The following is a 23003-nucleotide window of genomic DNA, read 5'->3' as shown; positions in this document are numbered from 1 at the left end:
CGTAGCCAGCTTTCGCCGCCACAGGCGGCTTCCCATCACCACGGGGGCCATGAAAAAAGCCCCCGTGGAGGGGGCTCGGGATCCAGGAAAAGGAATCAGAGCGCGTTGCCGCGGGGCAGAACCTCTTCAGGGAAGATGAAGTTTTCGTGCGGCTGGTCGGCTGGCGCCATCCAGGCACGCAGACCTTCGTTGAGCAGGATGTTCTTGGTGTAGAACGTCTCGAATTCAGGATCCTCCGCCGCGCGGATCTCCTGGCTCACGAAGTCGTAGGCCCGCAGGTTGAGGGCCAGGCCGATGATGCCGATGCTGCTGGTCCACAGACCCATCACCGGCACGAACAGCATGAAGAAGTGCAGCCAGCGCTTGTTGGAGAAGGCGATCCCGAAGATCTGGCTCCAGAAGCGGTTGGCGGTGACCATCGAGTAGGTCTCCTCTTCCTGGGTGGGCTCGAACGCCTTGAAGGTGTTGGCCTGGTCACTGTCCTCGAACAGGGTGTTCTCCACCGTGGCCCCGTGGATGGCGCACAGCAGGGCACCGCCGAGGATGCCGGCCACGCCCATCATGTGGAACGGGTTCAGGGTCCAGTTGTGGAAGCCCTGCAGGAACAGCAGGAAGCGGAAGATCGCCGCCACCCCGAAGGAGGGGGCGAAGAACCAGCTGCTCTGACCCAGGGGGTACATCAGGAAGACACTGACGAACACCGCGATCGGGCCGGAGAAGGCGATGGCGTTGTAGGGACGGATGCCGACGAGACGGGCGATCTCGAACTGGCGCAGCATGAAGCCGATCAGGGCGAAGGCGCCGTGCAGGGCCACGAAGGGCCAGAGGCCGCCGAGCTGGATCCAGCGGACGAAGTCACCCTGGGCTTCCGGGCCCCAGAGCAGCAGGAGGCTGTGCCCCATGGCATCCGCCGGGGTGCTGACGGCGGCGGTGAGGAAGTTGCAGCCCTCCAGGTAGCTGCTGGCAATGCCGTGGGTGTACCAGGAGGTGGCGAAGGTGGTGCCGGTGAGCCAGCCGCCCAGGGCCAGATAGGCCGTGGGGAACAGCAGCAGACCGGACCACCCCACGAAAACGAAGCGGTCGCGCTTGAGCCAGTCGTCGAGGACGTCGAACCATCCACGGGTGGCAGGGGCGCGCCCCAGGGCGATCGTCATGGGTGAAAGCGGTGCGGAAGACCCGCAGGGCTGTGGGTTACCGGGGGATGGTAACAACGTTGATCGGCCTGGCGCGCCGGGTGACATGGGCTGAAACTGACGCCTCCGGCACGCTTCGCGGCAGGATGGCGGCCCATCGCCCCCTCTTCCCGCATGGCTTCGCCCGGCGTCGCTTCTCCTTCGGCCGACGAGCAGGTGCTGGAGCAGCCGGTGCTCGGCTCCCGGCGTCTCTCCAACCTGCTGGTGGCCGCGGCCGTGAGCATCGGTGGGATCGGCTTCGTGCTCACCAGCGCCTCCAGCCGCTTCGGCCGCGACCTCCTGCCCATCGGCCACCCCGCCGCCCTGGTCTGGGTGCCCCAGGGGCTGGTCATGGGGCTCTACGGGGTGGCGGCGCTGCTGCTGGCCACCTATCTGTGGCTGGTGATCAGCATCGATGTGGGCTCCGGCCTCAACCGTTTCGATCGGAAGGCCGGCGAGGCTCGCATCAGCCGGCGAGGCTTCCGAAAGCTGATCGAGGTGGTCATCCCCCTGCGGGAGATCCAGGCGGTCAAGGTGGAGGTGCGCGACGGCCTCAGCCCCCAGCGGCGCCTGGCCCTGCGGGTGCAGGGCCGGCGGGACATGCCCCTGACCCGGGTGGGCGAGCCCATGCCCCTGGCGGATCTGGAGCTGGCGGGAGCCCGCCTGGCCCGTTTCCTGGGCGTCCCCCTGGAGGGTCTCTGACGATGGGAACCGCCACGAAAGCCGCCGGCCTCGGCTGGCGCCTGCTGCTGCTGGTGCTGCTCGGCCTGACGCCCCTCGGCCTGTCCGCCTGCGCCGCCGACAGCGGCAACCGACCCATGGGCTGCGAGGCGGCCACCACCCCCTGCCTCAAGGGCACGGCCGTGGTGGCGATGGAGACCAGCAAGGGGCCGGTGGAGCTGACCCTCGATGGGGCGGCGGCGCCGCTCACGGCCGGCAACTTCGTCGATCTCGTCCGCCGGGGCGTCTACAACGGCACGGTCTTCCACCGGGTGGTGCGGGAACCGGTCCCGTTCGTGGTCCAGGGCGGCGACCCCAGCAGCGCCGATCCCAAGGTGCCCGCCAGCGACTACGGCTCGGGCGGTTTCGTCGATCCGGCCAGTGGCGAATCCCGGCGCATTCCCCTGGAGCTCAAGCTCGACGGCGACCAGGAACCCCGCTACGGGGAGCAGATCACCTCCCCGACCGCCACCCGCCAGCTGGCCCTCAGCCACGAGCGCGGCGCCGTGGCCATGGCCCGCTCGAACGATCCCAATTCGGCCAGTGCCCAGTTCTATGTGGCCCTGCAGGCCTTGCCCGAGCTGGACGGCCGCTACGCCGTGTTCGGCCGGGTCAGCAAGGGGATGGACGTGATCGACCGGATCCAGCAGGGGGACAAGCTGATCCGGGCCCGGGTGATCGAGGGCGGCACGCTGGTGCAGAGCACAAAGCCCTGAGGCCGCCGGAGCCGGAACCGGCCTGGCCTCAGGCCGGAACCCGCTTGTCGGAAACGGTGGCCTTGAGCAGCTCGGTGTTCACCCCCGAGGCCCGCTCCAGCGCCACCTTGCCCGTGCGGGCGATCTCCAGGATGCCGTAGTTCTCGAGCAGGCGTTCCAGGGCCACCAGCTTGCCCGGGTCGCCCACCACCTCGAGGGTGAGGGCGTCGTCGGCCACGTCCACCACCTTGGCCCGGAACACCTGCACCAGATCGAAGATGGCGCCACGGTTCTCCGCCGGCGCCGCCACCTTCAGCAGCATCAGTTCGCGCTCCACGGCGGGAATGGTGGAGAGATCGATGACGCCGAGCACGTTGATCAGCTTGTTGAGCTGCTTGGTCATCTGCTCCAGGGTGCGGTCGTCCCCCTCCACCACCATGGTGAGGCGGGACATGCCGCGGTGCTCGGCCGGGCCCACCGCCAGGCTCTCGATGTTGAAGCCCCGCCGGGCGAACAGACCGGAGATGCGGCTGAGGGCCCCCGATTCGTCTTCCACCAGCACCGAGAGGGTGTGCTTCATGTCGGGGTCGGGAGCGGGGTGCGGCGGGGGACCGGAACGGCGACCGGAATGGTCCTCCCAAAACTACGCGCCGGGGTGGGCCCTGCCGTCAACCGGCCCCCAGGAGCTCCAGCCAGGGGAGCACGGCGTCGTGGAAGGCGGCGGGGGTCTCGTCGTGGGGGCAGTGGCCGCAGTGGGCGATCACCTGCAGGACGAGGTCGCTGCGCAGGCCAAGGCACTGCCGGGCCACCTCCACCGGCACCAGCCGGTCCTGGCCCCCCCAGACCAGCAGGGTGGGCCGCCCCGGCCGCTGCAGCAGCGAGACGGCCGTGGCCCGGTGCGGCCGCAGGGCCATGCCGATGCTCATCGCCCGCAGGGCCCGCACCGCGCCGGGCCGGCGGGCGGGGCGGGCGATCACCCGGCGCAGCTCCTGGTCACCGATCACCGGATGGTGGTAGGCCGACTGGATGCCCAGGTCGAGCAGGGGGGAATGGGCCAGCAGGGGAACCGCCAGCTCCAGGGGCAGCAGCCGCAGCAGCAGCCGGATGCCGCCCCGCTTCAGCCGGCGCCGCCAGGGCCGGCGCCGGGGCGGACGCCGCTGGGCCATCAGCAGGCTGGGGTCGGGGAGGGGGGCCGCCACCACGGCCCGCACCCAGGTGGGGAAGAAGACGCTGCAGGTGAGGGCCACCAGACCGCCGAGGGAATGGCCCACCAGCACCGCCGGCCCGCCGACCACCTCCGCCAGGAACGCCCGCACCTGGCGGGCCCAGAGGCGGTTGTCGAGGGCCTGATGGGGATGGGTCCCCGGCTGGCTGGAGGCGCCGAAGCCGATCAGGTCGAGCCCGTAGACGCACCAGCCCGCCGCTGCCAGGGCACCGGCATTGCGGCGCCAATGGCCGCTGCCGGCCCCGAAGCCGTGCAGCAGCACCACCGCCGGCCGGTCGGTGTTCCCCAGGCGGCGCCAGTGGCAGCCGTGGCCTATCCAGTGCCAGACGGCGTGCTCCCCCCAGTCGGCCCCCTCCGGCGAGGGGATCTCCCCGGGGGCAGGCTGGGGGTCGGCGGACGACACCGATGGCTGGGGCAAGGATCCGAACGTGAGCGGACCTGATCACTATTGCGAAGGGGCGGCCGTGCTGGAGACCGGTGACGGCTTCTTCCGGCCCGCCTCCCGGCCCGCCAGGGACGTCGGCGTGCTGCTGGTCCGGAGCCTGGCCGCCACGGCGGCGGGCGGGCCCGTGCGGGTGCTCGACGGGATGGCGGGCTGCGGCATCCGGGCCCTCCGCTACGGGCTGGAGGGCGGGGCCACGGCGGTGTGGGCCAACGACGCCGACCCCGACCGGCTGCCGCTGCTGGAGCGGAACCTCGCCCGGCTGCCGGCGGCGGTGGAGCGGCAGCTGGGCACGGCCACGGCCCAGCAGCTGCTGGCGGGCTGCCTGGTCGAGGGCCGCCGCTTCGAGCTGGTGGATCTGGACGCCTTCGGCTGTCCCGCCGCCCTGGTGCCCCTGGCCCTGGAGGCGGTGGCCTTCGGCGGGGTGCTCTACCTGGCCAGCACCGATGGACGCTCGGCTACGGGCCACGACCGCCGGGCGGCGCTGCGCCGTTTCGGGGCCGCCGCCCGGGTCCACCCCGCCAGCTGGGAGATCGCCCTGCGTCTGCAGCTGGGGCTGCTGGCCCGGACCGTCTGGGCGATGGGCCGGGGCCTCACCCCCCTGCTGAGCTTCAGTGAAGGCCGGGCCTTCCGCACCGCCGTGCGGCTGGAGCGCCATCCCGCCCGCGGCGAGGAGGGGCAGCTGGGCCTGGTGGCCCACTGCCACGGCTGCGGGGACCAGCAGGTGCAGAGCCTGGGACGGCTGGGGCGGTGGCGGCCCTGCGGCTGCCCCGCGACCTCCGCTGAGGGCCCGCCCCTGGCGGTGAGCGGCCCCCTCTGGATCGGACCCCTCCAGGATCCCGCCACGCTCACGACCATGCTCCTGGAGGCCGGGGTCGGCGGCGCCCATCTCGACCGCCCGGGCCGGCGGCTGCTGGAGCGGCTCCGGGCCGATCCGGCCACCACCCCCCGCTGCTGGCCCGTGGCCGCCATCGCCCGCCACCTGGGCCAGGGCCCCCCGCCCCTGGCGGACCTGGTGGCGGCCCTGACGGCCCAGGGGTTCGCCACCGGCGCCAGCGGCGTGATGGCCGGCCAGCTCCGCAGCGAGGCCCCCTGGCCCGTGATCGTGGCCACGGCCCGGGACCTTGTGGCCGCGACGGCTGCTAGATAGGTACCCCGTTCCCCCCTGTCCGGGCCATGGCCTCTGAAATCTTCGGCACCGCCGCCATCTTCTGGGTGCTGATCCCCGTCGGCCTGGCGGGCGGCGCGCTGCTGCTCAAGCTGCTGAACGACTGAAACGCCCGGATCGCGCCGGCGCCGGACGCACCACTAGGCTCAGCCCGCTTCCTTTGCTGGGGTCCATGAAGGTTCTTGTCATCGGCGGAACAGGAACCCTCGGTCGCCAGATCGCCCGTCGCGCTCTTGATGCGGGCCATGTCGTGCGCTGCATGGTGCGATCACCCCGCAAAGCGGCCTTTCTGCAGGAGTGGGGCTGCGACCTCACCCGGGGTGACCTGCTGGAGCCCGACAGCCTCGATTACGCCCTCGAGGGCCAGGAGGCGGTGATCGATGCCGCCACGGCCCGGGCCACCGATGGCGGCAGCGCCTACGACATCGACTGGGCCGGCAAGCAGAACCTGTTCGCGGCCTGCGGCCGGGCCGGGCTCCGCCGCCTGGTGTTCATCTCGCTGCTGGATGCGACCCGCCATCGCAGCGTGCCGCTGATGGACATCAAGGCCTGCACCGAGGACTGGCTCGAGGCCTCCAACCTGGATTACACGATCCTGCGCTGCGTCGCCTTCATGCAGGGCCTGATCAGCCAGTTCGCCATCCCCGTGCTGGAGAGCCAGACCGTCTGGGTGAGCGGCGCCCCGACCCCGATCGCCTACATGAACACCCAGGACGTGGCGCGCTTCGCCGTGGCCGCCCTGGAGCGGCCGGACACGGTCCGGCAGGCGTTCCCCGTCGTCGGCCCCAGGGCCTGGACCACCGGGGAGATCACCCAGCTCTGCGAGCGCTACAGCGGCCGTGAGGCCCGGGTGTTCCGGGTGCCGCCGGTGCTGCTGCGGCTGATGCAGGCGATCACGAGCTTCTTCGAAGCCAGCCTGAACGTGGCCGAACGCCTCGCCTTCGCGGAGGTGGTGGGGGGTGGCGAGGCCCTCACGGCGTCGATGGAGGCCAGCTACGCCGCCTTCGGCCTCGAAGAGGCCGAGACCACCCGTCTGGAGGACTACCTCAAGGAGTATTACGACACGATCCTGCGGCGCCTGCGGGAGATGGAGTCGGACCTCGACAAGGAAGCCAAGAAGAAGCTGCCCTTCTGAGCTCCCGGCCCGCCAGTTCGTGTGTACTATTGCAGCGTTTGGCGGCGGCCATGGCGATTTCCCAGATCAAGAACCTGCAGCGGCGTCTGGCCAACCTGGAGGAGGAGGCGATCGCCGAACTCACCCGTGCCTGCGGCCATGAGCTCTGGGCTTCCCTGGGCTTCGATGCCTTCGACAGCCTCGAGGATCCCGACCGTCGCGCCCGGGCCAACTACTACTACGGCCAGCTGCAGACCGTCAGGGAGCTGAAGGACGCCCTGACGGTCTGAGCAGCCCCTCCAGCCGTTGCCGCTCCCCGGAGCTCACCTCCCGCCAGACCCCCGGGGCCAGCCCGGTCAGATCGAGCGGTGGGCCCCCATCCATCAGGTCGATCGCCGTGCGCACCAGGCGCAGGGTGGGCAGGCCCACCGCCGCGGTCATGCGCCGCACCTGCCGGTTGCGCCCTTCCCGCAGCTCCACCTCCAGCCACGCCGTCGGCACCCGCAGCCGGTGCCGGATCGGCGGATCCCGCTCCGGCAGTCCGGGGTCCGCCACCGCCCTGGCCCGGGCCGGCAGGGTCCGGCGTCCCTTGACCGGCACCCCCCGGCGGAGGCCGTCGAGGGCCGCCTCGGTGATGACGCCCTCCACCTGCACCAGATAGCGGCGCCAGTGACCCCGGGCCGGATCGGTGAGCCTGGCCTGGAGACGGCCATCGTCGGTGAGAACCAGCAGTCCCTCGCTGTCCGCATCCAGCCGACCGGCGGCGTATACGCCGGGGCGATCGATGTGGTCCGCCAGGGTGCCCCAGGCGCTGCCGGGTTCGGGCCGGAACTGGCTGAGGACCCCGTAGGGCTTGTGGAAGAGCAGGGTGGTGCCCACCGCCCCCTGCCGTCAGGAGCTTTCCCGGGCCCGCCAGAGGTTGACCACGCCGATCGAGATCAGCAGCAGGCCCAGATCCATCGCGATGGGGGGAAGGATCATGGGGTCCGGAAGCGGGCGGCCGGCTGACCCTATCGCTCCCCTGCCGCCTGCGTGTGCCGGGGGGCGACCCGGGGTCGAGGCTGGCGCGACGGGATGGGTCACGCTAGGCGCCTAAGCTGGTGGACTGTTGTTGTCCGCAGGCCAGCCGTCCCGCATGATCGAAACGTCCGGTGTGATCGAAAAGGAGCAGGGCAACGGGTTCTACCTCGTCACCCTCGAGCAGCCTGCCGGTCACCAGTGCCTCTGCCGGGCGGCGGGCAAGCTCACCAAGTTCCGCATCAAGCTTCTGGCCGGCGACAAGGTGCTGGTCGAGATCAGCCCTTACGACCTGACCCGGGGGCGCATCACCTACCGGGAACGCAATGCCGGTGCCACCGGCCCGCGCCCCGGCGGCAACCGCCCGGGCGGCCCCCGGCGCCGCTGAGCCCGGCCGGGGCCCGTCAGCTCCGGAGATTCCAGATCTCCAGAACCTTCAGATCTCCAGCAGTCCGTCGGTTTCCGGACGGCGATCCAGGTGCAGGTCCCTCGGCACCATCAGCACGTTGGCCTGCAACAGTTCGGGGTGGTCCTCAAGGGTGAGGAGCCACTCACGGAACTCCTCATTGATGGCGTAGCTGTCCTCGAAGAGTTCGCGGCCGTCCAGGGCAGCCCGGCGGGCCAGGGCCCAGCAGACGGCCACGGTCACCCGTCGATGGACCGCCGCATCCAGGGGGCTGTCGCAGGAACCGTCGTGATTGCTGGCGTCGTCTCTTGGCCTGTCCATCGGGGTGATCTCGGTGGATGTCCTGTGGTGCCCACGTTGGCGGCTCGTGGGCACAACGACGGTGTTGGTTGTCACATCGTTGCAGGTCATCGGGCTGCCTGAGGCGAATCGAAGCCAAATGGAAGCCGATCCGCGGCGTCAGGCCGATCGGCGCCGGATGTTCGGCAGCACGGGACCGCTGACGCTGATCATCCGTCCGGCATCATCCGCCAGGGCCTGCAGCGGCAGGCGCTCGTCGCTGCCCGGGCCGCTGCCCCCGGCGCCAGCCGTCGCCGGCGGGCGTGGGCGGATCACGTAGGGCTCGCTCACCGTCCAGCCCCGGGCGTAGCCGATCAGCAGGGGATCGGCCGGTGCGAACACATAGGAGGGCTGCCGTGGGATGGATTCCTGACCGGAGCGATCCCCGTCCATGCGCACGGCCCTGGTGATGGCCTGCACGAAGCGGCTGCGGGTCACCACGGTGGTGAGGTAGGCCACCACCCGCAGCCGTGGGGCGTCGAAGCCTTCGGCGCACATGTCGATGCTCACCAGCCAGTCGGCTTCCCCGGCCTGGAACGCCGCCAGGTGCTGGGCCGCCTCCGGATCCTGGGAGTGGACCAGGTGCACCCGGTCCCCTTCCTGGGCCAGCAGGTCGGCGATGGTCCCGGCGTGGCCGATGTCGCGGGCCACCACCAGCCCGCCGGCCCCCGGGTGCTCCAGCCGCACCCGTTCCAGGCGGCGGCGGGCCTGGAGCAGCAGCCGCAGGGCGATCCCGCCCCGATCCCCGGGCCGAATGGCCCGACGCAGGTTGCGGGCCCGCCAGCTCTCCCGCTGCTCCGCCGACAGGGGGGAGGTCTCGCGCTCGTCGCCGTCCTCCGGTCGCCCGTGTTCCACCCAGCCGTCCTGGAAGCGGAACTCCAGGGGCCGCACGTCGCCGGCGGCGATCAGGGCCCGGGGCTCGACGCAGAGGTCCGGGATGATCCGCTCGGCCGGTCCGTCCTGGTCGTGCACCCGGATCCGGCGGGCGGCACAGAAGCCCAGGTTGTCGGCGCGGAAAGGGGTGCCGGTCAGCCCCAGCCGTAGCCGCGCGCCGCCGCTGAGGCTGCTGAAGGCATGGCCCCAGGCCGTGGCCTCCGGCTCCAGGGGATCGAGGCCCAGGTGGTGCACCTCATCGGCGATCGCCAGCCAGGGCCGGCCCGCCAGCAGGCGGCCCAGCTCCCCCTCCAGGCGATGGCGGTGCAGGGCCGCCGCCTGGTAGCTGAGCAGCAGGCCATGGCCAGGGGCTGACGGGGGGGCTCCCCCCGGGGCGTCCCAGTCCCGCAGGTCGAGGCCGAGGCGGGCGGCGGCGCTCACCCACTGGCGGCCGATGGCGCTGCGGTGGCAGAAGACCACGAACCGCTCCAGCCGCCCTTCCCGCTGCAGCTGCCGGAAGGCCAGCAGGGCCCCCAGGGTCTTGCCGGCGCCGGGCCCGGCGTGGAGGAGCACGTCCTGGCCGCCGGGGCTCGCCACCACCAGCCGGGCCCGCAGCAGCTGGATCAGGCGCCTCTGCCAGGCCCGCGGTTCGGGGCCGCCCGGGGAGGCCGAGGGAGAGGGGGAGGGGTCGAGGGCCCCGGCCTGACGGCGCAGACCCAGATCGAAGGACGGTGGCGCCATGGGGCGATTCTGCTGGCCCGGCCCAGGGCCTGCCGCCGACCGTCGCCCGGTCCGGTGGGGGTGTCCGCACATTGGGGTCCGGTTGCTTGCCGTCGTCGGTGGGTCTGTCTATCGCGGAAGGAGTGTGGGTGGCCTCGCGTTGGTCAAATTGCTGATTCCCCGGGAGACGGCCCCCGGTGAGCGGAGGGTCGCTGCGACCCCCGAGACGGTCAGGCGGCTGGTGGCCAAGGGGGCGACCCTGCAGGTGGAGCGGGGGGCGGGCCAGGCGGCCGGCTTCCTGGACGCCGACTACGCCGCCGTGGGCGCCGAGCTGTGGGACGGAGAGGCCAGGGACTGGGAGACGGCCGACGCCGTGCTCTGCGTCCAGCCCCCGCGTCCGGAGGCCCTGGCCCGCCTGCAGGCCGGGGCCCTGCTGGTGGGGCTGCTGGCCCCCTACGGCGCCACGGATCTGGTCGACACCCTCAACGACCGGCGCGCCTCCGCCATCGCCCTGGAACTGCTGCCGCGGATCACCCGGGCCCAGTCGATGGATGTGCTCTCCTCCCAGGCCAACATCGCCGGCTACAAGGCGGTGCTGCTGGCGGCGGCGGCCCTCGATCGCTACGTGCCGATGCTGATGACGGCGGCGGGCACGATCCAGCCCTCACGGGTGCTGATCCTGGGGGCCGGTGTCGCCGGGCTGCAGGCCCTGGCCACCGCCCGCCGCCTGGGGGGCGTGGTCTACGTCTCCGACGTGCGGCCGGCGGTGAAGGAGCAGGTGGAATCCCTCGGCGGCCGCTTCATCGACCCGCCGCAGCTTGAGGAGGCCCCCGCCGAGGTGGGGGGCTACGCCCGCCAGGCCAGCGAGGCGTTCCTGGCGGCCCAGCGCCAGCAGCTGGCCGACCAGCTGGCCCTGGCCGACATGGTCATCTGCACCGCCCTGGTGCCCGGCCGGCCGGCGCCCCGCCTGATCAGCGAGGCGATGCTCGACGGCATGCGGCCCGGCGCCGTGGTGGTGGATCTGGCGGTGGCCCAGGGGGGCAACTGCTTCGGCACGATCCCCGGCGCCACGGTGGAACGCCGGGGCGTGCTGCTGATCGGGGCCGATGCCCTGCCCAGCACCGTGCCCAACCACGCCAGCGCCCTCTACGCCCGCAACATCGCCGCCCTCATCGAGCATGTGCTCGGGGAGGACGGCTTCCGGCTGGATCCGGAGGATCCGATCCTCGACGGCTGTCTGCTGACCCATGCCGGCGCCTGCCGCCGGGACGACATCGTCGAGCCCGCCGGCCTGTCCCCCATCGGAGCCCGTTCATGAGCCTTCTGACGCAGTCCCTCTGGGTGCTCCTGCTGGGCAGCCTGCTCGGGCTGGAACTGATCGGCAAGGTGCCCCCCACCCTGCACACCCCGCTGATGTCGGGGGCCAACGCCATCAGCGGCATCACCGTGCTGGCCTCCCTCACCCTCATCCAGCAGGCCGGCGACAACACGGCCCTGCTGGTGATCGGAGCCCTCTCCCTGGGCTTCGCCCTTTACAACGTGATCGGCGGCTTCCTCGTCACCGATCGCATGCTCGCCATGTTCCGCCGCAAGGGTGACGCCCGATGACGTTCTCCATGGATGCTTTCGCCGCCGGCATCGACCTGGCGGCCGTTCTCCTGCTCGCCCTCGGCATCAAGGGCCTCTCCAAGGTGAGCTCGGCCCGCGGGGCCAACGGCCTGGCCGCCCTGGCCATGGGCCTGGCCGTGGTCGGCCTGCTGATTCAGATCCGGCCCGATCCGATCGCCTGGCTGTGGATCGCCGCCGGCAGTGCCGCCGGCGGCCTGGCCGGCCTGGTCACCGCCCGCCGGGTGCCGATGACCGCCATGCCGGAAACGGTGGCCCTGTTCAACGGCTGCGGTGGCATGGCCTCCCTGCTGGTGGCCATGGGTGTGGCCATCTTCGACACCGGCGCTGCCGACATCGTCGCCCTGGTGTCGATCGCCGTGTCGGTGTTCGTCGGCGCCATCACCTTCAGCGGCTCGATCGTGGCCATGGCCAAGCTCCAGGGCTGGCTCGACACCCCCGGCTGGACCCAGAGCCGCCTGCGCCACGGCGTCAACATCACCCTGGCGGTGCTCTGCCTGGTGTCGGCCCTGCTGCTCCCCGGCGATCCCGGCGGCCTGCCCCTGTGGCTGCTGATCGGGGGCTCCACCCTGCTGGGCATCGGCGTCACCCTGCCCATCGGCGGTGCCGACATGCCGGTGGTCATCTCCCTGCTCAACTCCTATTCCGGGGTGGCGGCGGCGGCGGCCGGTTTCGTCGTGGGCAGCCAGCTGCTGATCGTGGCCGGCGCCATGGTGGGGGCGGCCGGCCTGATCCTCACCCAGGTGATGTGCACCGCCATGAACCGCTCCCTGGTGTCCGTGCTCTTCGGCGGTGCCCTCGGGGCCAGCGCCGGAGCCGTGGGCGGCGGCGGCAGCGAGGCGGGCTACACCCGCATCACCAGCTGCAGCGCCGAGGAATGCGCCATGGCCCTGGAGCAGGCCGAGCGGGTGGTGTTCGTGCCGGGCTACGGCCTGGCCGTGGCCCAGGCCCAGCACTCCCTGCGGGAGCTGGCCAAGCTGCTCGAGAGCCATGGGGTGGAGGTGAGCTACGCCATCCATCCGGTGGCGGGACGCATGCCCGGCCACATGAACGTGCTGCTGGCCGAGGCCGACGTGCCCTACGAGCAGCTCCTGGAAATGGAGCTGGTCAACCCCGAGTTCCCGCGCACCGACGTGGTGATCGTGCTGGGGGCCAACGACGTGGTGAATCCCCAGGCCAAGAACGACCCCACCAGCCCCCTGTACGGCATGCCCGTGCTGGAGGTGGACCAGGCCCGCCAGGTGTTCGTGGTCAAGCGCAGCCTCGGTGCGGGCTATGCGGGCATCAACAACGCCCTGTTCGAGATGCCCCAGACCGCCATGGTGTTCGGGGATGCCAAGGCGGTGCTCAACGGCCTGCTCAGCGAGCTGCGCGCCATGGGCGTGGGCAAGGTGAAGGTGGCCGCCTGAGGGTGGGGCCCCGGTCGTGTCCCAGCTCCCGGACCACCTCGGCCTGGCCCCCTTCCGCCAGCGCTCCCCCTGGCTCGGGGGGGATCTGCAGACCCTGCGGGACACCCTGCGTCCCCTGCGCTTCCCCCCCGACCGGGCCGAACCGCTGACCATCCCCCTGGGGGATGGCGGTGCCCTGCTGGGGCTGCTGGATCGCCCCGCCGATCGTGCCCCTGTCGCCCTGGTGCTCGTGCTGCACGGGCTGGGGGGCTCCAGTGACGGCCCGGGCCCGCGCCGGCTGGCCCTGGCCCTGGTGGCCGAGGGCTTCGCCGTGCTGCGGCTCAACCTGCGGGGGGCCGGCCGCGGCCGGTCGCTCGCCCGGGGCACCTACTGCGCCTGCTGCAGCGAGGATCTGCGTCCCGCCGTGGCCCTGGCCCGGCAGCTGGCCGCCGACCGGCCCCTGTTCGGCGCCGGCATCTCCCTGGGGGGCACGGTGCTGCTCAACGGCAGCCTGGCCGGTCTGGGATTCGATGGCCTGGTCTGCGTCAGCAGCCCGCTCGAGCTCCATGTCTGCGCCGTCCAGTTCGAGCGCCGCCGCAACCGGGTGTACCAGCGCTGGCTGATGCAGCGCCTGCGGGAGCAGACCCTGGCCGACCCGGGTGGGCTGCAGGAGTCCGAGCGCCTGGCGCTGGCGGGGCCCGGCCGGGCCCGCACGATCCGGGCCTTCGATGCGGCCATCACCGCCCCGCGCTGGGGTTTCGCCTCGGTGGCGGCCTACTACGACGCCGCCAGCCCCCTGGCGTCCCTGGTGGCGGGCCGGCCCCTGCCCCCCACCCTGCTGCTCCATGCCGGCGACGACCCCTGGGTGCCGGTCGGCCCGCTGCGCCAGCTGGCGGCCGCCACCACCGGCGGGGGCGCCGGGGTGCCCCGGGTGGCGCCCCGGATCGTGATCACGCCCCGGGGCGGCCACAACGGCTTCCACGCCCCCGGCGACGGGCCCGCCGCCTGCTGGGCCGACCGGCTGGCGGTGGCCTGGCTGCGGCGCCTCAGCCGGGGGGAAGGGGAGGGCTGAAGGGGGTGCGCCGCACGATCCACTCCTCGATCGGCATCCCGCCGATGACGTGCTCGCGGACGATCCGCTCGATCCGCTCGGGGGTGACGCCTCCGTAGGTGAGGCCTTCGGGCCAGATCAGCAGCACCGGGCCCTCGCAGCAGACGCGCAGGCAGTCGGCCTTGGTGCGCAGCACCACCCCCCGGGGCCGGCCCGGGTCCTCCAGCCCCAGCTCCCGCACCAGCTGCTTGAGCCGCTCCCAGCTGGCCGCACCCACGGCCGGATCGCCGCAGAGCGCCTTGGTGGGGGTGGCGCAGAGCAGCAGGTGGTGCTGGACCATGCTCACGCCGGCAGGGCCGGCGCCGGATGGCTGCGCAGCGTGGCGGCGGCCTCGCGGGTGGCCTGGCGGGCCCAGCCATCCACCGCCAGCACGTCGTCGAGGCAGGGCGTGCTGTGGTGATCGCTGCGGTGGCGGTCGCAGACCCGCTCGATCAGCTCGGGGATGGCCAGGAAGGGAACCGCCTCCTCCAGGAACAGGGCCACCGCCTGCTCGTTGGCGGCGTTGAGCACCGCGGGCATGGTGCCGCCGGCGCGGCCGGCGGCGTAGGCCAGCGCCATGCAGGGGTATTTCTCCCGGTCGGGGGCGCAGAAGGTGAGCTGGCCCACGGCGGTGAGATCGAGCCGCCGCCAGGGGGTCTCCAGCCGCTCCGGCCAGCTGAGGCAATAGAGCAGGGGCAGCTTCATGTCGGGCCAGCCCAACTGGGCCAGCACCGAGGAATCGGCCAGCTCCACCATCGAGTGGATGATGCTCTGGGGGTGGATGACGATCTCGATGTGGTCGTAGTCGAGGCCGAACAGGTAATGGGCTTCGATCACCTCCAGCCCCTTGTTCATCAGGGTGGCGGAATCCACCGTGATCTTGCGGCCCATGCTCCAGTTGGGGTGGCTGGTGGCATCGGCCACCGTGGCCTTGGCCAGGTCGGCGGCGGGCCAGTCGCGGAAGGCGCCGCCGGAGGCGGTGAGCTGGATCCGCCGCAGACCCGGGGTCGGCACACCGGTGGAGAGGCGGGCGGTGTCCGCCCAGGGGGTGCCCTGCAGGCACTGGAACAGGGCCGAATGCTCCGAATCGGCGGGCAGCAGCCGGCTGCCGCTGCGCTGCAGTTCGGGCAGCACCACCGGGCCGGCGGCGATCAGGGTCTCCTTGTTGGCCAGGGCCAGGTCCTTGCCGGCGCGGATCGCCGCCAGGGTGGGCAGCAGGCCGGCGCAGCCGACGATGCCGGTGACCACCAGATCGGCGCTGGCCCAGGCCGCCGCGGCACAGAGGCCGTCGGAGCCCCCCAGCAGCTCGGGCAGACGGGCGGGGCGCCGGGCCGGTTCGAGGTCCGCCAGGCGGCCGGCCAGTTCGGCGAGCCGGCCGGCATCGGCCAGGGCCACCACCTCCGGGGCATGGCGCAGGATCTGCTCCACCAGCAGGTCCAGGTTGTTGCCGGCGGTGAGGGCCACCACCTTGAAGCGGTCGGGGAACTCCTCGGCGATCTCCAGGGTCTGGGTGCCGATCGATCCGGTGGAGCCCAGAACGCTGATGGCCTTCACGCGCGGCTCCCCCATCGGGTTCGTGGGCTCCCAGTGTCCCATCCCCGGCCGCCCTCCCCCGCTGGCTTAACTGGGGCCACACCGATCCCTCCCCATGTCGTGGCTGCAGCGCTGGAACTTCATCGAGCGGGCCCGGATCGAACGCCAGCTCTGGGAAGCCTTCGAGCGCCGCGAAGACCTGGAGGCGCTGGTGGAGGACTGTCGCCGGGCGGTGGCGGCGGGCGATCGCGAGCGGGCCTTCCAGCTGGAGGTGTGGCGGACCACCCTGCAGCGGATCCGCAAGATCGAGAAGCTGATGGCGGACCGGATGCCTAACCCCTGACGGGACGGGAGCTCTGCCAGGCCTGCTGCACCAGGGGCCAGACCGACGCTGGGCTCAGGTGGTCCATGCAGAGGTGTTGCTCCAGCAGACAGTCGGGGTTGTCGAAGCGGGCCTGCTGGCAGCCGGTGCAGCGGTGGTCGCTGCTGCTGACCCAGACGTGGCCGGCCCGGGGCGCCCAGAGATCCCGGGGGCTGGCGCCCACGCCCTCGCTGTCGGTGCCGAACAGGGCCACGGTGGGGCAGCCGGCCGCCGCCGCCAGGTGCATCGGGCCTGAATCCACGGCGATGCAGAGCCGGCTGCGGGCCAGGGCGCCCACCAGGGCCGGCAGGGAGAGCTGGCCGCGCAGGTCGCGGAGGCCGGTGCGGGCCAGGAGCTCCTGTTCCAGCAGATCCCCCGGCTGGCCGGGCCGGGCGGGCGGGGGGCCGCCGATCAGTCCGATCGCCGTGGCGGGCAGATTCAGCTCCCGGCGCAGCTGGCCGAGCAGGCTGAGCCAGTGCCGCAGCGGCCAGAGCTTGGCGCTGCGTTCACCATTGACCGCGACCAGCACCGGTGGCACTCCGGCGGGTGGGGGCTGGGAGGGCAGCTCCACCCGCTCGTAGTCGGTGCTGACCCAGGCCACGCGGCAGTGGAGTTCGCGGATGCTGTTGCTGCCGATCCAGCCGGCGTAGCGCGTCACGAGGCTGGGACAGGCCCAGTGGGGGTCGAGGGCCAGGGCCTGCAGGGGATGGGGGCCGGGGGGAAGCCGGGCGGCCCCGACCACGAACCGGGGGGCCAGGGCCGTGACCCAGGCGGGTGTGTGGGGGGCATGGCCATCGGCATTGATGACCAGATCCACCTTGGGGTGGCCGTCCTGGCTCAGGGCATGCCGCCAGGCCGCCAGGGCGGGCAGGGCCTCCACTCCCTGCTCGGCGATGGGCAGGCGGGCATCGAGCCAGGGGTTGAGCTCCTCCAGGGGGAGGGTGCGCCGGCTGCCCACGTAGGTGAGGTGGGCCCCTGGGTAGTTGTGGCGCAGGCCCCGCAGCAGCGGCTGCAGCACCACGTAGTTGCCCAGCTTGGGGGCACCGAGCACCACGATCCGGGGGCTCGGTCCCAGGGCCTGGTTCTGGAAGCGGCGCATCAGCAGGCCCTTCCCGTCACGGCCGGGGCGGTCGGCCACGGCCCATTCCATAGCCGACCACCAGCCCGGCCAGGCCGCCGGCCAGGGCACCCTGCAGCTGCCACATCTGCCGGCGGAAGCGCCAGGGCATGGCGCCGAGCTGCAGGCCCACCACCAGGGTGACGGTCACCACGAGGGCCAGCCCGCCGCCGATGGGCCAGCCGCGGGAGAGGGCTCCGCGCCCGGCGGGGCGATCGCCGCAGGGGTCGGGGGGCAGCGGCAGGCTCATGGCCCCAGGGTGGCCGAAGCGGCCGGCTCGAGCACCCAGCGACTCAGCCAGCGCCGCATCCAGGTGCCGGGGTGGGGGTTCCGGAGGCGGCGGGAACTCTGCAGCCAGAGGCAGTTGAGCAGGTAGGTGGTGCGGTTGCAGGCCGCGAGCCTGGGGTCGCTGCCGATGGTGGCGCTGGCGTCGGGGTTGGCCTGCTGCTGCAGGCGCTGGAGCGTCTCGGGCGCGATCCATTCGATCGCGGCAGAGCGGCGCAGGCGTTCGGCGTAGTCGAGGTCTTCGCAATAGGCGGGGTGGAAGTTGGCGTCGAACAGGCCCACCCGGTTCCAGACTCCCGGGGTGATGGCGAAAGCGGAGAATTCCTGGGGGGCCGGCAGCAGGGGAAGGAACTGGGGACGGGCCGGGTCGATCTGCTGGATCAGCCCGGCCAGAACCCCTGGCGCAAACACCACATCGTTGTTGACCAGCAGGGCATAGGGGGTGTCGGGAAAGGCGGAGAGGATGGCGTTCCAGCTGGCGGCCACCCCCAGATTGCTGAAGGGCCGCGCCACCTGCACCCGGCCGATGGGGGCGGGGGGTTCCCGTTCCAGACGGGCCAACAGAGTCCTCAGGGCCTCACCATCCTCCAGGCCGGCCTGGAGGCTGTTGTCAACGATGGCAAGGATCTCGATGGGCGCATCGAGACTGTCGAGCAGCCGCAGCAGCAGGTCGGGGCGGTTGAGGATCGGAACCCCGAGCAGGGGAATGGCGGCGGGGCGAACCGTCTGGGGGGTGATGCGGTCGAGTCGGTCCCAGAAGTCGTCGACCGGGGAGGGATCGCCGCTGAGGGAGGCGTACTGGGCCAGGCAGCCCCAGAGGTCGGGATTCGTGAGCTGGCTGCGGCTGGGGGCCTCGGGCAGGGAGCCGAAATAGGTCTGGGTCCATAAAAAAAGAAGGGACCTTGCGGCGGCAAGATCCCCTTTCTGGACGCAGGTGACGTAGTTGCGGGAAAACCGGACTTGATCCAAGGTGACCTCCGGGGCAGAGATCATCAACCGAAGGTGATGGAGTCCCCTGGATCGGTGGTGGAGATGAAGGCGGAGTCAGCAGCACTGAAGATGTACTCACTGCCACCGATGATGAGCTGATCGCCTTCGCCCGCGCCGGTGATGACCGTGCCACTGGCGATATCCGAGCGGGTCTGGAAGTAGACCTTGTCGATGTCAAAGTCGTTGCCGAGATCGATGGAGGTGTTCCGGGCGGAACCGTTGAAGCGCAGAACATCGGCTCCTTCTCCCATCTCGATGGAGGAGGACAGCACCCTGCCGCCGAAGATCAGGGTGTCATCGCCGGTGCCCATGTCGACGTCGACGGAGGTGGCGGTGCGTCGGATGGTGACCTGATCGGCCCCGGTGCCTGCGATGATGGTGGAATCCATGATCGCGCCGGTGACGGCGGCATCGTCCCCCTCGCCCAGGTCGATGGTGCCGTCGATGAAACTGTTGACGTTGACCGCATCATTGCCGCCGGCGGTGCTGATGAAGGCATTGTTGGCGACGGCTCCGAAGACAACGCTGTTGGAATCGGCATTACCGATCAGCGATGTGTCCTCGGAGCGGGTGAGGAATCTGGTTGTGGTGTCGCCGCTTTCGGGGGCCTGGATGCCGACGTCACGGATGCGTCCATCCTGATTGGGAAACACCTGGGTCCGCAGGGCATCGCGGAGATTGCCGGTGACCACCTCGGCTCCGTTGACCGTCTGGGTGAGGGTCTGGCCGATATCCGGGACGAATAGGGAAAGGGTGTCGGAAGAAGCCACGAAATTCGCACCACATGAACCGGTAGACAGAAGTTACGGGCTGGGATCAGTGATGGCATGTATCGGAGATATCATTTCCATCTACCTGAACCTTTGACTCACCGAATGGACGCGTTGAATTCAGATAACTCCGCCTTGCCTTAAGGGCAGCTGCATGCAGGACGGTCGACAAAAACTTGCAGCGGTTTCCTGGCCAGGCCAGGATTCGCGCCATGGCTGGTTTTCCGATCGTTCAGGGGTTCGAGCAGGTGCTGGAGGAGGCCAGGCAGGCGGAATCCAGCCAGGAATGGCGAGAAGCCGCCTGCATTTACGCGGATTTGCTGCAGTCCCATGGGGAGAATCCAGTCCTGCTGCTGCGGGCGGCCAATGCCTTGTGGCTGTCCGATCAGCCGGAGGACGCCCTGGTGCTCTACCGGCGTGCCTCGCTGCTGGCACCACGGAGCCCTGCCCCGTTCATGGGGATCGGCAACAGCCTGCGCGACCTCAACCGGTTCGAGGCGGCCGACCGGGCCTTCCGGGCCAGCCGTCAGCTGGGGGATGGCCCGGAAGTGGCCTGCAACCATGCCTCGGTGCTGATCGGGCTGGAGGCCTACGAGGAGGCCTTCGCCCTGGCCGAACGCCGTTTCGAACTGGCCAGCCACGCCCCCGGACCGGAGGGAGGGGTGGGGGCCGTCGTGGCCCGGGCGCGGCGGCTGTGCGTCCGCACCGAGCAGGGCCTGGGGGATGGCCTGCAGTACCTGCGCTGGATCCCCCCCCTGATGGAGCAGGCGGCCGCGCGGGGCCAGCAGGTGGTACTGGAGGTGGAACCCTCGCTGGTGCGGCTGCTGCAGGTGGGGCTGGCCTGGATGCCCCGGCCACCGGAGGTGCGGGCCAGGCGGGAGCCGGCCGGCGTCGGTCACGAGGAGCCTGCCGGCGGGAATGTGGTGAGCCTGCTGTCGCTGCCGGCGGCCCTCGGGGGTGCCCCCTGCCCCCAGCCGCCGGGGCCGGATGGGCGCGGCACCTACCTGCGGGACGTGGCCCCGGCCGCCGCCGGGGAGGATTTCGGCCCGCCGCCGCGGATCGGACTCACCTGGGCCAGCGGCCGCAAGCTCAGCGATGGCTTCACAACCCGGGAATACCGCAAGCGCACGCTGCCGGCCGCCGCGCTGGTGACGCTGGTGGAGGGGGTGGTGGCTCTCGGTGGTGAGCCGGTGCTGCTGCAGCAGGGGGAGGACCGGCAGCTCTCGGAGCCCGTGGCCCACCTCTTCGTCGACGCCATTGCCCCCGACGGCGATTTTCTGGCCACGGCCCGGGTGCTGGCCAGCACCGACCTGCTGATCACGGTGGACACCGCCATGGCCCATCTGGCCGGGGCCATGGGCCATCCGGCCTGGGTGCTGCTGCCCTTCAGCGCCGATCCCCGCTGGCTCCGGCAACGGGCCGACAGCCCCTGGTATCCGAGTCTGCGGCTGTTCCGCCAGGCCGACGACCGGGACTGGCGGCCGGTGGTGGAGGCGGTGCTGCAGGCCCTGGCCCACCGCCGCCACCGCTGAGGCGGCGGGATTGGGGGCTCAGCGCAGCAGTCGCAGGCTGAGGATCAGGGCCTCGAAGGCCTCGGCTGCCCGGTTCACCTCGTAGCGGGTGGCCACGGTGGCGCGACCCGCCGCCGCCAGGGCGGCGTAGGCGGGCGGGTCGGCCAGCACCTTCAGCAGGGTGGCGGCGAGCTGGTCGGGGTCGTTGAAGGGCACCAGCAGCCCGTTGTGGCCGTGCTGGATCACCTCGTTGATCGGTGGGTTGGCGGAGCCCACCACCAGGGCGCCGGAGGCCATGGCCTCCAGCAGGCTCCAGGAGAGGGCGTAGGGATAGCTGAGGTGGACGTGGACGGCGCTGAGGCGGAACAGGGCCAGCAGATCGCGGTGGGCCAGGGGCGGCAGGAGATGGACCCGCTCCGGGGGCAGCCGGTGGCCGAGTAGGGCCAGCAGTTCGCCCTTGTGGCCCCCGGGGTGGGAGGAAGGGGCGCCGTAGCCGTTGGCGGTGCCCCCCACGATCACGGCCCGGGCGTCGGGGCGGGCGGCCAGCACGGCGGGCAGGGCCCGCATGACGGTGCGGAAGCCCCGCAGGGGTTCGAGGTTGCGGCTGGCGAAGGTGATCACCGGATCCCCCTTCACCAGGGTGGGGCCACCCTCCAGCCGCAGGCCGGTGCTCCCGGTGGCGGCGGGCGGCAGGGCGATGCCCTCGTGCAGCACGTGGAAACGGCTGCGCAGGTGCGCTGGGAAGGTGTCGCGGGCGAAGCGGGTGGGCACGACGCAGGCGTCGGCGTCGGCCACGGCCGCCAGGCCCATCAGGTTGCCGCGGCGCCACTGGGCCCGCAGGGCGTGGGAGGGGACGCCCAGGTCGGCATCGAAGCCGTAGCCGAGCAGGAGCGGGGCGGCATAGAGCTCGGGGTAGGCGATCAGCACCGCCTCGGGCCAGACGTCGCGCAGGTAGAGCAACTCCCCCCAGCCGCTGTGGCCGATCACGGTCTCCGGGCGATATCCCTCCTCGCGCAGCTGCAGGCAGCGCTCCTGGACCCGGGCGGCCCGGTGCAGATGGGTCTCCAGCTGGGGATCGGCCAGGCCCTCCGGCAGCGCCGGCGGCTGCCAGGCGTAGTCAAACCGCTGGCCGCGGGGGGAGGCCCCCAGGCCGAGCACACGGTGGCCGCGGCGTTCGAGGGCGGGCGTCAGGTCACGAAACTGGCCGGGATGGTTCTGATGGATCAGCAACAGTTCCATCGGTCAACGCTATTACAATCCCGCTGCCTGAACTGACCTGCGTCATGTCGCTCTGGAGCCGTCTGTTCGGACGCCGGGATACGGTGAGCTGGGGTGAAAGAAAGCTGCAGAAAGATAGTGGTCTGCTGGATACGCTGGTGAGTGATCCAGGCACCATCCCGATGGAGATGGATCGCCGGCCCCAGATCACGCCCTGGTCGGCGGCGCGGCTGGGCATGATTTTCGCTGATTTCGCTCACGAAGCCACGCCCACACGGCTGGCGGAGGCCCGGCTGGCCCGCCAGTGCCTGTCGAAGTTCTGGTTGAGTGCGCCGATCGACGCACTGGAGCTTCTCTATGGCTCGGCGGTGGGCGAGAGCTACCGCCAGATGATCAGCGGCGAGCTGGCCTCCCAGCCGCTGCTGCGCGATGAGGAGAGCTGGAGAGACCACCTCTCCGAGCGCCTCCAGAGCGGTTTCGATCGACCGGAAATGGCCAACGTTCTGCTGGCGGTGATGCCCTACTTTCGCCGCGGCAAGATGAAAGTGCGCAACTGCGAACAGACGCTTCCGGCCTGGTTGCTGGAGGACTACGCCAGCCTGTTCGAGCCGGAACTGCTGCCGCGCCTGCGCCAGCCCAGCCCCCTGGAGCGTCGGGCCCTGGCACCGGCGGGCTCGGCCGGGGCACAAACGGCGACGGGGCCGGCGACGGGGCCGGCGGCCATGGGGCCGGAGCCGTCGTCCCTGCCCCAGCTCTCCGGCTTCACCGGCGCCCAGGCCCTGCAGCTCACCGGCAGCGAGGGGTTCCTCACCCGCCTCAACGGGCTGCTGAACCTGTTCGAGATCGACCCCGACGACGGCGCCATCCGCCAGGAGCTGGGCGGCTACCGGCGCCAGCTGGGCCAGATCTGGCTGGACACCCCCGACGACCGGTTGCAACCGTTGTTCGAGAGCAGCTTCGGCGATCTCTACCGCAAGGTGCTGCGCAGCGGCTACGCCGGCAGCCACCTGACGGAGGAGGACCGGCAGCTGCGGGCCCAGCTGGCCCAGTACGTGCGCAACATGACCCGACCCAGGGCCGCCCAGGCGGTGCTGGCGGCCCTGCTCTTTTACGCGCCCGGCAAGATCGGCTTCGCGGGCGGGGAGCAGTTCATGCCCCAGTGGCTGCTGGGGGCGCTGCCGAGCCTGTACGTGAAGAGCTGAACGTGGTCGGCCGCCAGGACG

General features: G+C 71.5%; 27 protein-coding genes. 14 read left to right on the top strand and 13 right to left on the bottom strand.

The genetic code is table 11. The annotated features are described in order from the left end of the window. Nucleotides 1–95: 95 nt before the first annotated feature. Nucleotides 96–1154: a photosystem II D2 protein (photosystem q(a) protein) gene (gene psbD, locus L107_RS11450; RefSeq protein WP_015108802.1), complete on the bottom strand. Its 1059-nt coding sequence runs from the start codon at nucleotides 1152–1154 to the stop codon at nucleotides 96–98. Between the two features lie 153 nt (nucleotides 1155–1307). Between psbD and L107_RS11445 the strand changes: the two genes are divergently transcribed. Together L107_RS11445 and L107_RS11440 are read left to right on the top strand one after the other, a co-directional pair. After that, nucleotides 1308–1874, top strand: coding sequence for a photosystem I assembly protein Ycf4 (locus L107_RS11445; RefSeq protein ID WP_106222324.1), 567 nt, complete (start codon nucleotides 1308–1310; stop codon nucleotides 1872–1874). Nucleotides 1875–1876: 2 nt separating this feature from the next. Then, the gene (locus L107_RS11440; RefSeq protein WP_159818934.1) at nucleotides 1877–2608 is read left to right on the top strand and encodes a peptidylprolyl isomerase; all 732 of its coding nucleotides are present in this window, start codon (nucleotides 1877–1879) and stop codon (nucleotides 2606–2608) included. Between the two features lie 28 nt (nucleotides 2609–2636). Here L107_RS11440 and ilvN read toward each other — a convergent pair whose 3' ends face one another. Further along, nucleotides 2637–3167 carry an acetolactate synthase small subunit gene (gene ilvN, locus L107_RS11435; RefSeq protein ID WP_015108799.1) on the bottom strand — a complete coding sequence of 177 codons (531 nt, stop codon included), beginning with the start codon at nucleotides 3165–3167 and terminating at the stop codon, nucleotides 2637–2639. Between the two features lie 88 nt (nucleotides 3168–3255). After that, on the bottom strand, nucleotides 3256–4215 hold the full coding sequence (locus L107_RS11430) for an alpha/beta fold hydrolase (protein ID WP_159818932.1): 960 nt from the start codon (nucleotides 4213–4215) through the stop codon (nucleotides 3256–3258). Nucleotides 4216–4240: 25 nt separating this feature from the next. Between L107_RS11430 and L107_RS11425 the strand changes: the two genes are divergently transcribed. From L107_RS11425 to L107_RS11410, 4 genes are all read left to right on the top strand, one after another. Next, on the top strand, nucleotides 4241–5404 hold the full coding sequence (locus L107_RS11425; protein WP_236550646.1) for a N2,N2-dimethylguanosine tRNA methyltransferase: 1164 nt from the start codon (nucleotides 4241–4243) through the stop codon (nucleotides 5402–5404). 26 nt (nucleotides 5405–5430) lie between these two features. Then, nucleotides 5431–5529 (top strand): cytochrome b6-f complex subunit PetM, encoded by a 99-nt coding sequence (gene petM / locus L107_RS11420; protein WP_015108796.1) that lies wholly within the window; start codon nucleotides 5431–5433, stop codon nucleotides 5527–5529. Between the two features lie 65 nt (nucleotides 5530–5594). Beyond that, entirely contained in the window at nucleotides 5595–6557 is a 963-nt protein-coding gene (locus L107_RS11415) for an NAD(P)H-binding protein (protein ID WP_159818930.1), read from the top strand. A gap of 50 nt (nucleotides 6558–6607) precedes the next feature. Then, nucleotides 6608–6826: a hypothetical protein gene (locus tag L107_RS11410; RefSeq protein WP_015108794.1), complete on the top strand. Its 219-nt coding sequence runs from the start codon at nucleotides 6608–6610 to the stop codon at nucleotides 6824–6826. Here the strand turns inward: L107_RS11410 and L107_RS11405 are convergent. Further along, on the bottom strand, nucleotides 6795–7415 hold the full coding sequence (locus L107_RS11405; protein ID WP_159818928.1) for a pseudouridine synthase: 621 nt from the start codon (nucleotides 7413–7415) through the stop codon (nucleotides 6795–6797). The genes L107_RS11410 and L107_RS11405 overlap by 32 nt on opposite strands. Nucleotides 7416–7671: 256 nt before the next feature. Between L107_RS11405 and infA the strand changes: the two genes are divergently transcribed. After that, a complete protein-coding gene (gene infA / locus L107_RS11400) occupies nucleotides 7672–7941 on the top strand; it encodes a translation initiation factor IF-1 (RefSeq protein ID WP_015108791.1) in 270 nt (89 codons plus the stop codon). A gap of 48 nt (nucleotides 7942–7989) precedes the next feature. Here infA and L107_RS11395 read toward each other — a convergent pair whose 3' ends face one another. Together L107_RS11395 and L107_RS11390 are read right to left on the bottom strand one after the other, a co-directional pair. Further along, nucleotides 7990–8280 (bottom strand): hypothetical protein, encoded by a 291-nt coding sequence (locus L107_RS11395; RefSeq protein ID WP_159818926.1) that lies wholly within the window; start codon nucleotides 8278–8280, stop codon nucleotides 7990–7992. Nucleotides 8281–8418: 138 nt separating this feature from the next. Then, on the bottom strand, nucleotides 8419–9912 hold the full coding sequence (locus L107_RS11390) for a DEAD/DEAH box helicase (protein ID WP_159818924.1): 1494 nt from the start codon (nucleotides 9910–9912) through the stop codon (nucleotides 8419–8421). 139 nt (nucleotides 9913–10051) lie between these two features. Between L107_RS11390 and L107_RS11385 the strand changes: the two genes are divergently transcribed. Genes L107_RS11385 through L107_RS11370 form a run of 4 tightly spaced genes read left to right on the top strand, consistent with a single transcriptional unit; the run spans nucleotide 10052 to nucleotide 13977 of the window. Then, nucleotides 10052–11209 carry an NAD(P) transhydrogenase subunit alpha gene (locus tag L107_RS11385; RefSeq protein ID WP_236550645.1) on the top strand — a complete coding sequence of 386 codons (1158 nt, stop codon included), beginning with the start codon at nucleotides 10052–10054 and terminating at the stop codon, nucleotides 11207–11209. Continuing rightward, the gene (locus L107_RS11380) at nucleotides 11206–11499 is read left to right on the top strand and encodes an NAD(P) transhydrogenase subunit alpha (protein WP_159818920.1); all 294 of its coding nucleotides are present in this window, start codon (nucleotides 11206–11208) and stop codon (nucleotides 11497–11499) included. Before L107_RS11385 ends, L107_RS11380 begins: the two co-directional genes overlap by 4 nt. Next, nucleotides 11496–12926 carry an NAD(P)(+) transhydrogenase (Re/Si-specific) subunit beta gene (locus L107_RS11375; RefSeq protein ID WP_201295874.1) on the top strand — a complete coding sequence of 477 codons (1431 nt, stop codon included), beginning with the start codon at nucleotides 11496–11498 and terminating at the stop codon, nucleotides 12924–12926. Before L107_RS11380 ends, L107_RS11375 begins: the two co-directional genes overlap by 4 nt. Nucleotides 12927–12942: 16 nt before the next feature. Further along, nucleotides 12943–13977, top strand: a complete 1035-nt coding sequence (locus L107_RS11370) for a YheT family hydrolase (protein WP_159818918.1) — start codon at nucleotides 12943–12945, stop codon at nucleotides 13975–13977. On the opposite strand, the gene L107_RS11365 is transcribed toward L107_RS11370, so the two are convergent. After that, nucleotides 13952–14296 (bottom strand): ferredoxin, encoded by a 345-nt coding sequence (locus tag L107_RS11365; RefSeq protein WP_159819348.1) that lies wholly within the window; start codon nucleotides 14294–14296, stop codon nucleotides 13952–13954. The two genes, L107_RS11370 and L107_RS11365, sit on opposite strands and share 26 nt — an antisense overlap. Before the next feature lie 2 nt (nucleotides 14297–14298). Continuing rightward, nucleotides 14299–15549 (bottom strand): 1-deoxy-D-xylulose-5-phosphate reductoisomerase, encoded by a 1251-nt coding sequence (locus L107_RS11360; protein WP_159819346.1) that lies wholly within the window; start codon nucleotides 15547–15549, stop codon nucleotides 14299–14301. A gap of 94 nt (nucleotides 15550–15643) precedes the next feature. Between L107_RS11360 and L107_RS11355 the strand changes: the two genes are divergently transcribed. Further along, nucleotides 15644–15871: a hypothetical protein gene (locus L107_RS11355; RefSeq protein ID WP_159818916.1), complete on the top strand. Its 228-nt coding sequence runs from the start codon at nucleotides 15644–15646 to the stop codon at nucleotides 15869–15871. Here L107_RS11355 and L107_RS11350 read toward each other — a convergent pair. From L107_RS11350 to L107_RS11335, 4 genes are read right to left on the bottom strand one after another with little or no spacing between them, the layout of a single operon-like run. Then, entirely contained in the window at nucleotides 15861–17027 is a 1167-nt protein-coding gene (locus L107_RS11350; protein WP_159818914.1) for a glycosyltransferase family 9 protein, read from the bottom strand. The two genes, L107_RS11355 and L107_RS11350, sit on opposite strands and share 11 nt — an antisense overlap. Further along, nucleotides 17005–17256, bottom strand: a complete 252-nt coding sequence (locus L107_RS11345; RefSeq protein WP_159818912.1) for a hypothetical protein — start codon at nucleotides 17254–17256, stop codon at nucleotides 17005–17007. The genes L107_RS11350 and L107_RS11345 overlap by 23 nt, the downstream gene beginning before the upstream one ends. Continuing rightward, nucleotides 17253–18284, bottom strand: a complete 1032-nt coding sequence (locus L107_RS11340) for a glycosyltransferase family 2 protein (RefSeq protein ID WP_159818909.1) — start codon at nucleotides 18282–18284, stop codon at nucleotides 17253–17255. Before L107_RS11340 ends, L107_RS11345 begins: the two co-directional genes overlap by 4 nt. Next, nucleotides 18284–19051 carry a hypothetical protein gene (locus L107_RS11335; RefSeq protein ID WP_159818907.1) on the bottom strand — a complete coding sequence of 256 codons (768 nt, stop codon included), beginning with the start codon at nucleotides 19049–19051 and terminating at the stop codon, nucleotides 18284–18286. Before L107_RS11335 ends, L107_RS11340 begins: the two co-directional genes overlap by 1 nt. A gap of 212 nt (nucleotides 19052–19263) precedes the next feature. Here L107_RS11335 and L107_RS11330 point away from each other — a divergent pair, with 212 nt between their 5' ends. After that, nucleotides 19264–20583 carry a hypothetical protein gene (locus L107_RS11330; protein ID WP_159818905.1) on the top strand — a complete coding sequence of 440 codons (1320 nt, stop codon included), beginning with the start codon at nucleotides 19264–19266 and terminating at the stop codon, nucleotides 20581–20583. An 18-nt stretch (nucleotides 20584–20601) separates the two neighbouring features. On the opposite strand, the gene L107_RS11325 is transcribed toward L107_RS11330, so the two are convergent. Further along, a complete protein-coding gene (locus L107_RS11325) occupies nucleotides 20602–21801 on the bottom strand; it encodes a glycosyltransferase (RefSeq protein WP_159818904.1) in 1200 nt (399 codons plus the stop codon). A 44-nt stretch (nucleotides 21802–21845) separates the two neighbouring features. On the opposite strand from L107_RS11325, the gene L107_RS11320 reads away from it, so the two are divergent. After that, on the top strand, nucleotides 21846–22982 hold the full coding sequence (locus tag L107_RS11320; RefSeq protein WP_236550644.1) for a hypothetical protein: 1137 nt from the start codon (nucleotides 21846–21848) through the stop codon (nucleotides 22980–22982). Nucleotides 22983–23003: the final 21 nt, after the last annotated feature.

It is taken from the genome of Cyanobium sp. Copco_Reservoir_LC18, from assembly GCF_009834675.1.
Taxonomy (GTDB): Bacteria; Cyanobacteriota; Cyanobacteriia; order PCC-6307; family Cyanobiaceae; genus Cyanobium; species Cyanobium minutissimum.
The sequence above is the reverse complement of the archived record's forward strand: the minus strand, read 5'-3'. Positions and strand labels throughout refer to the sequence as shown.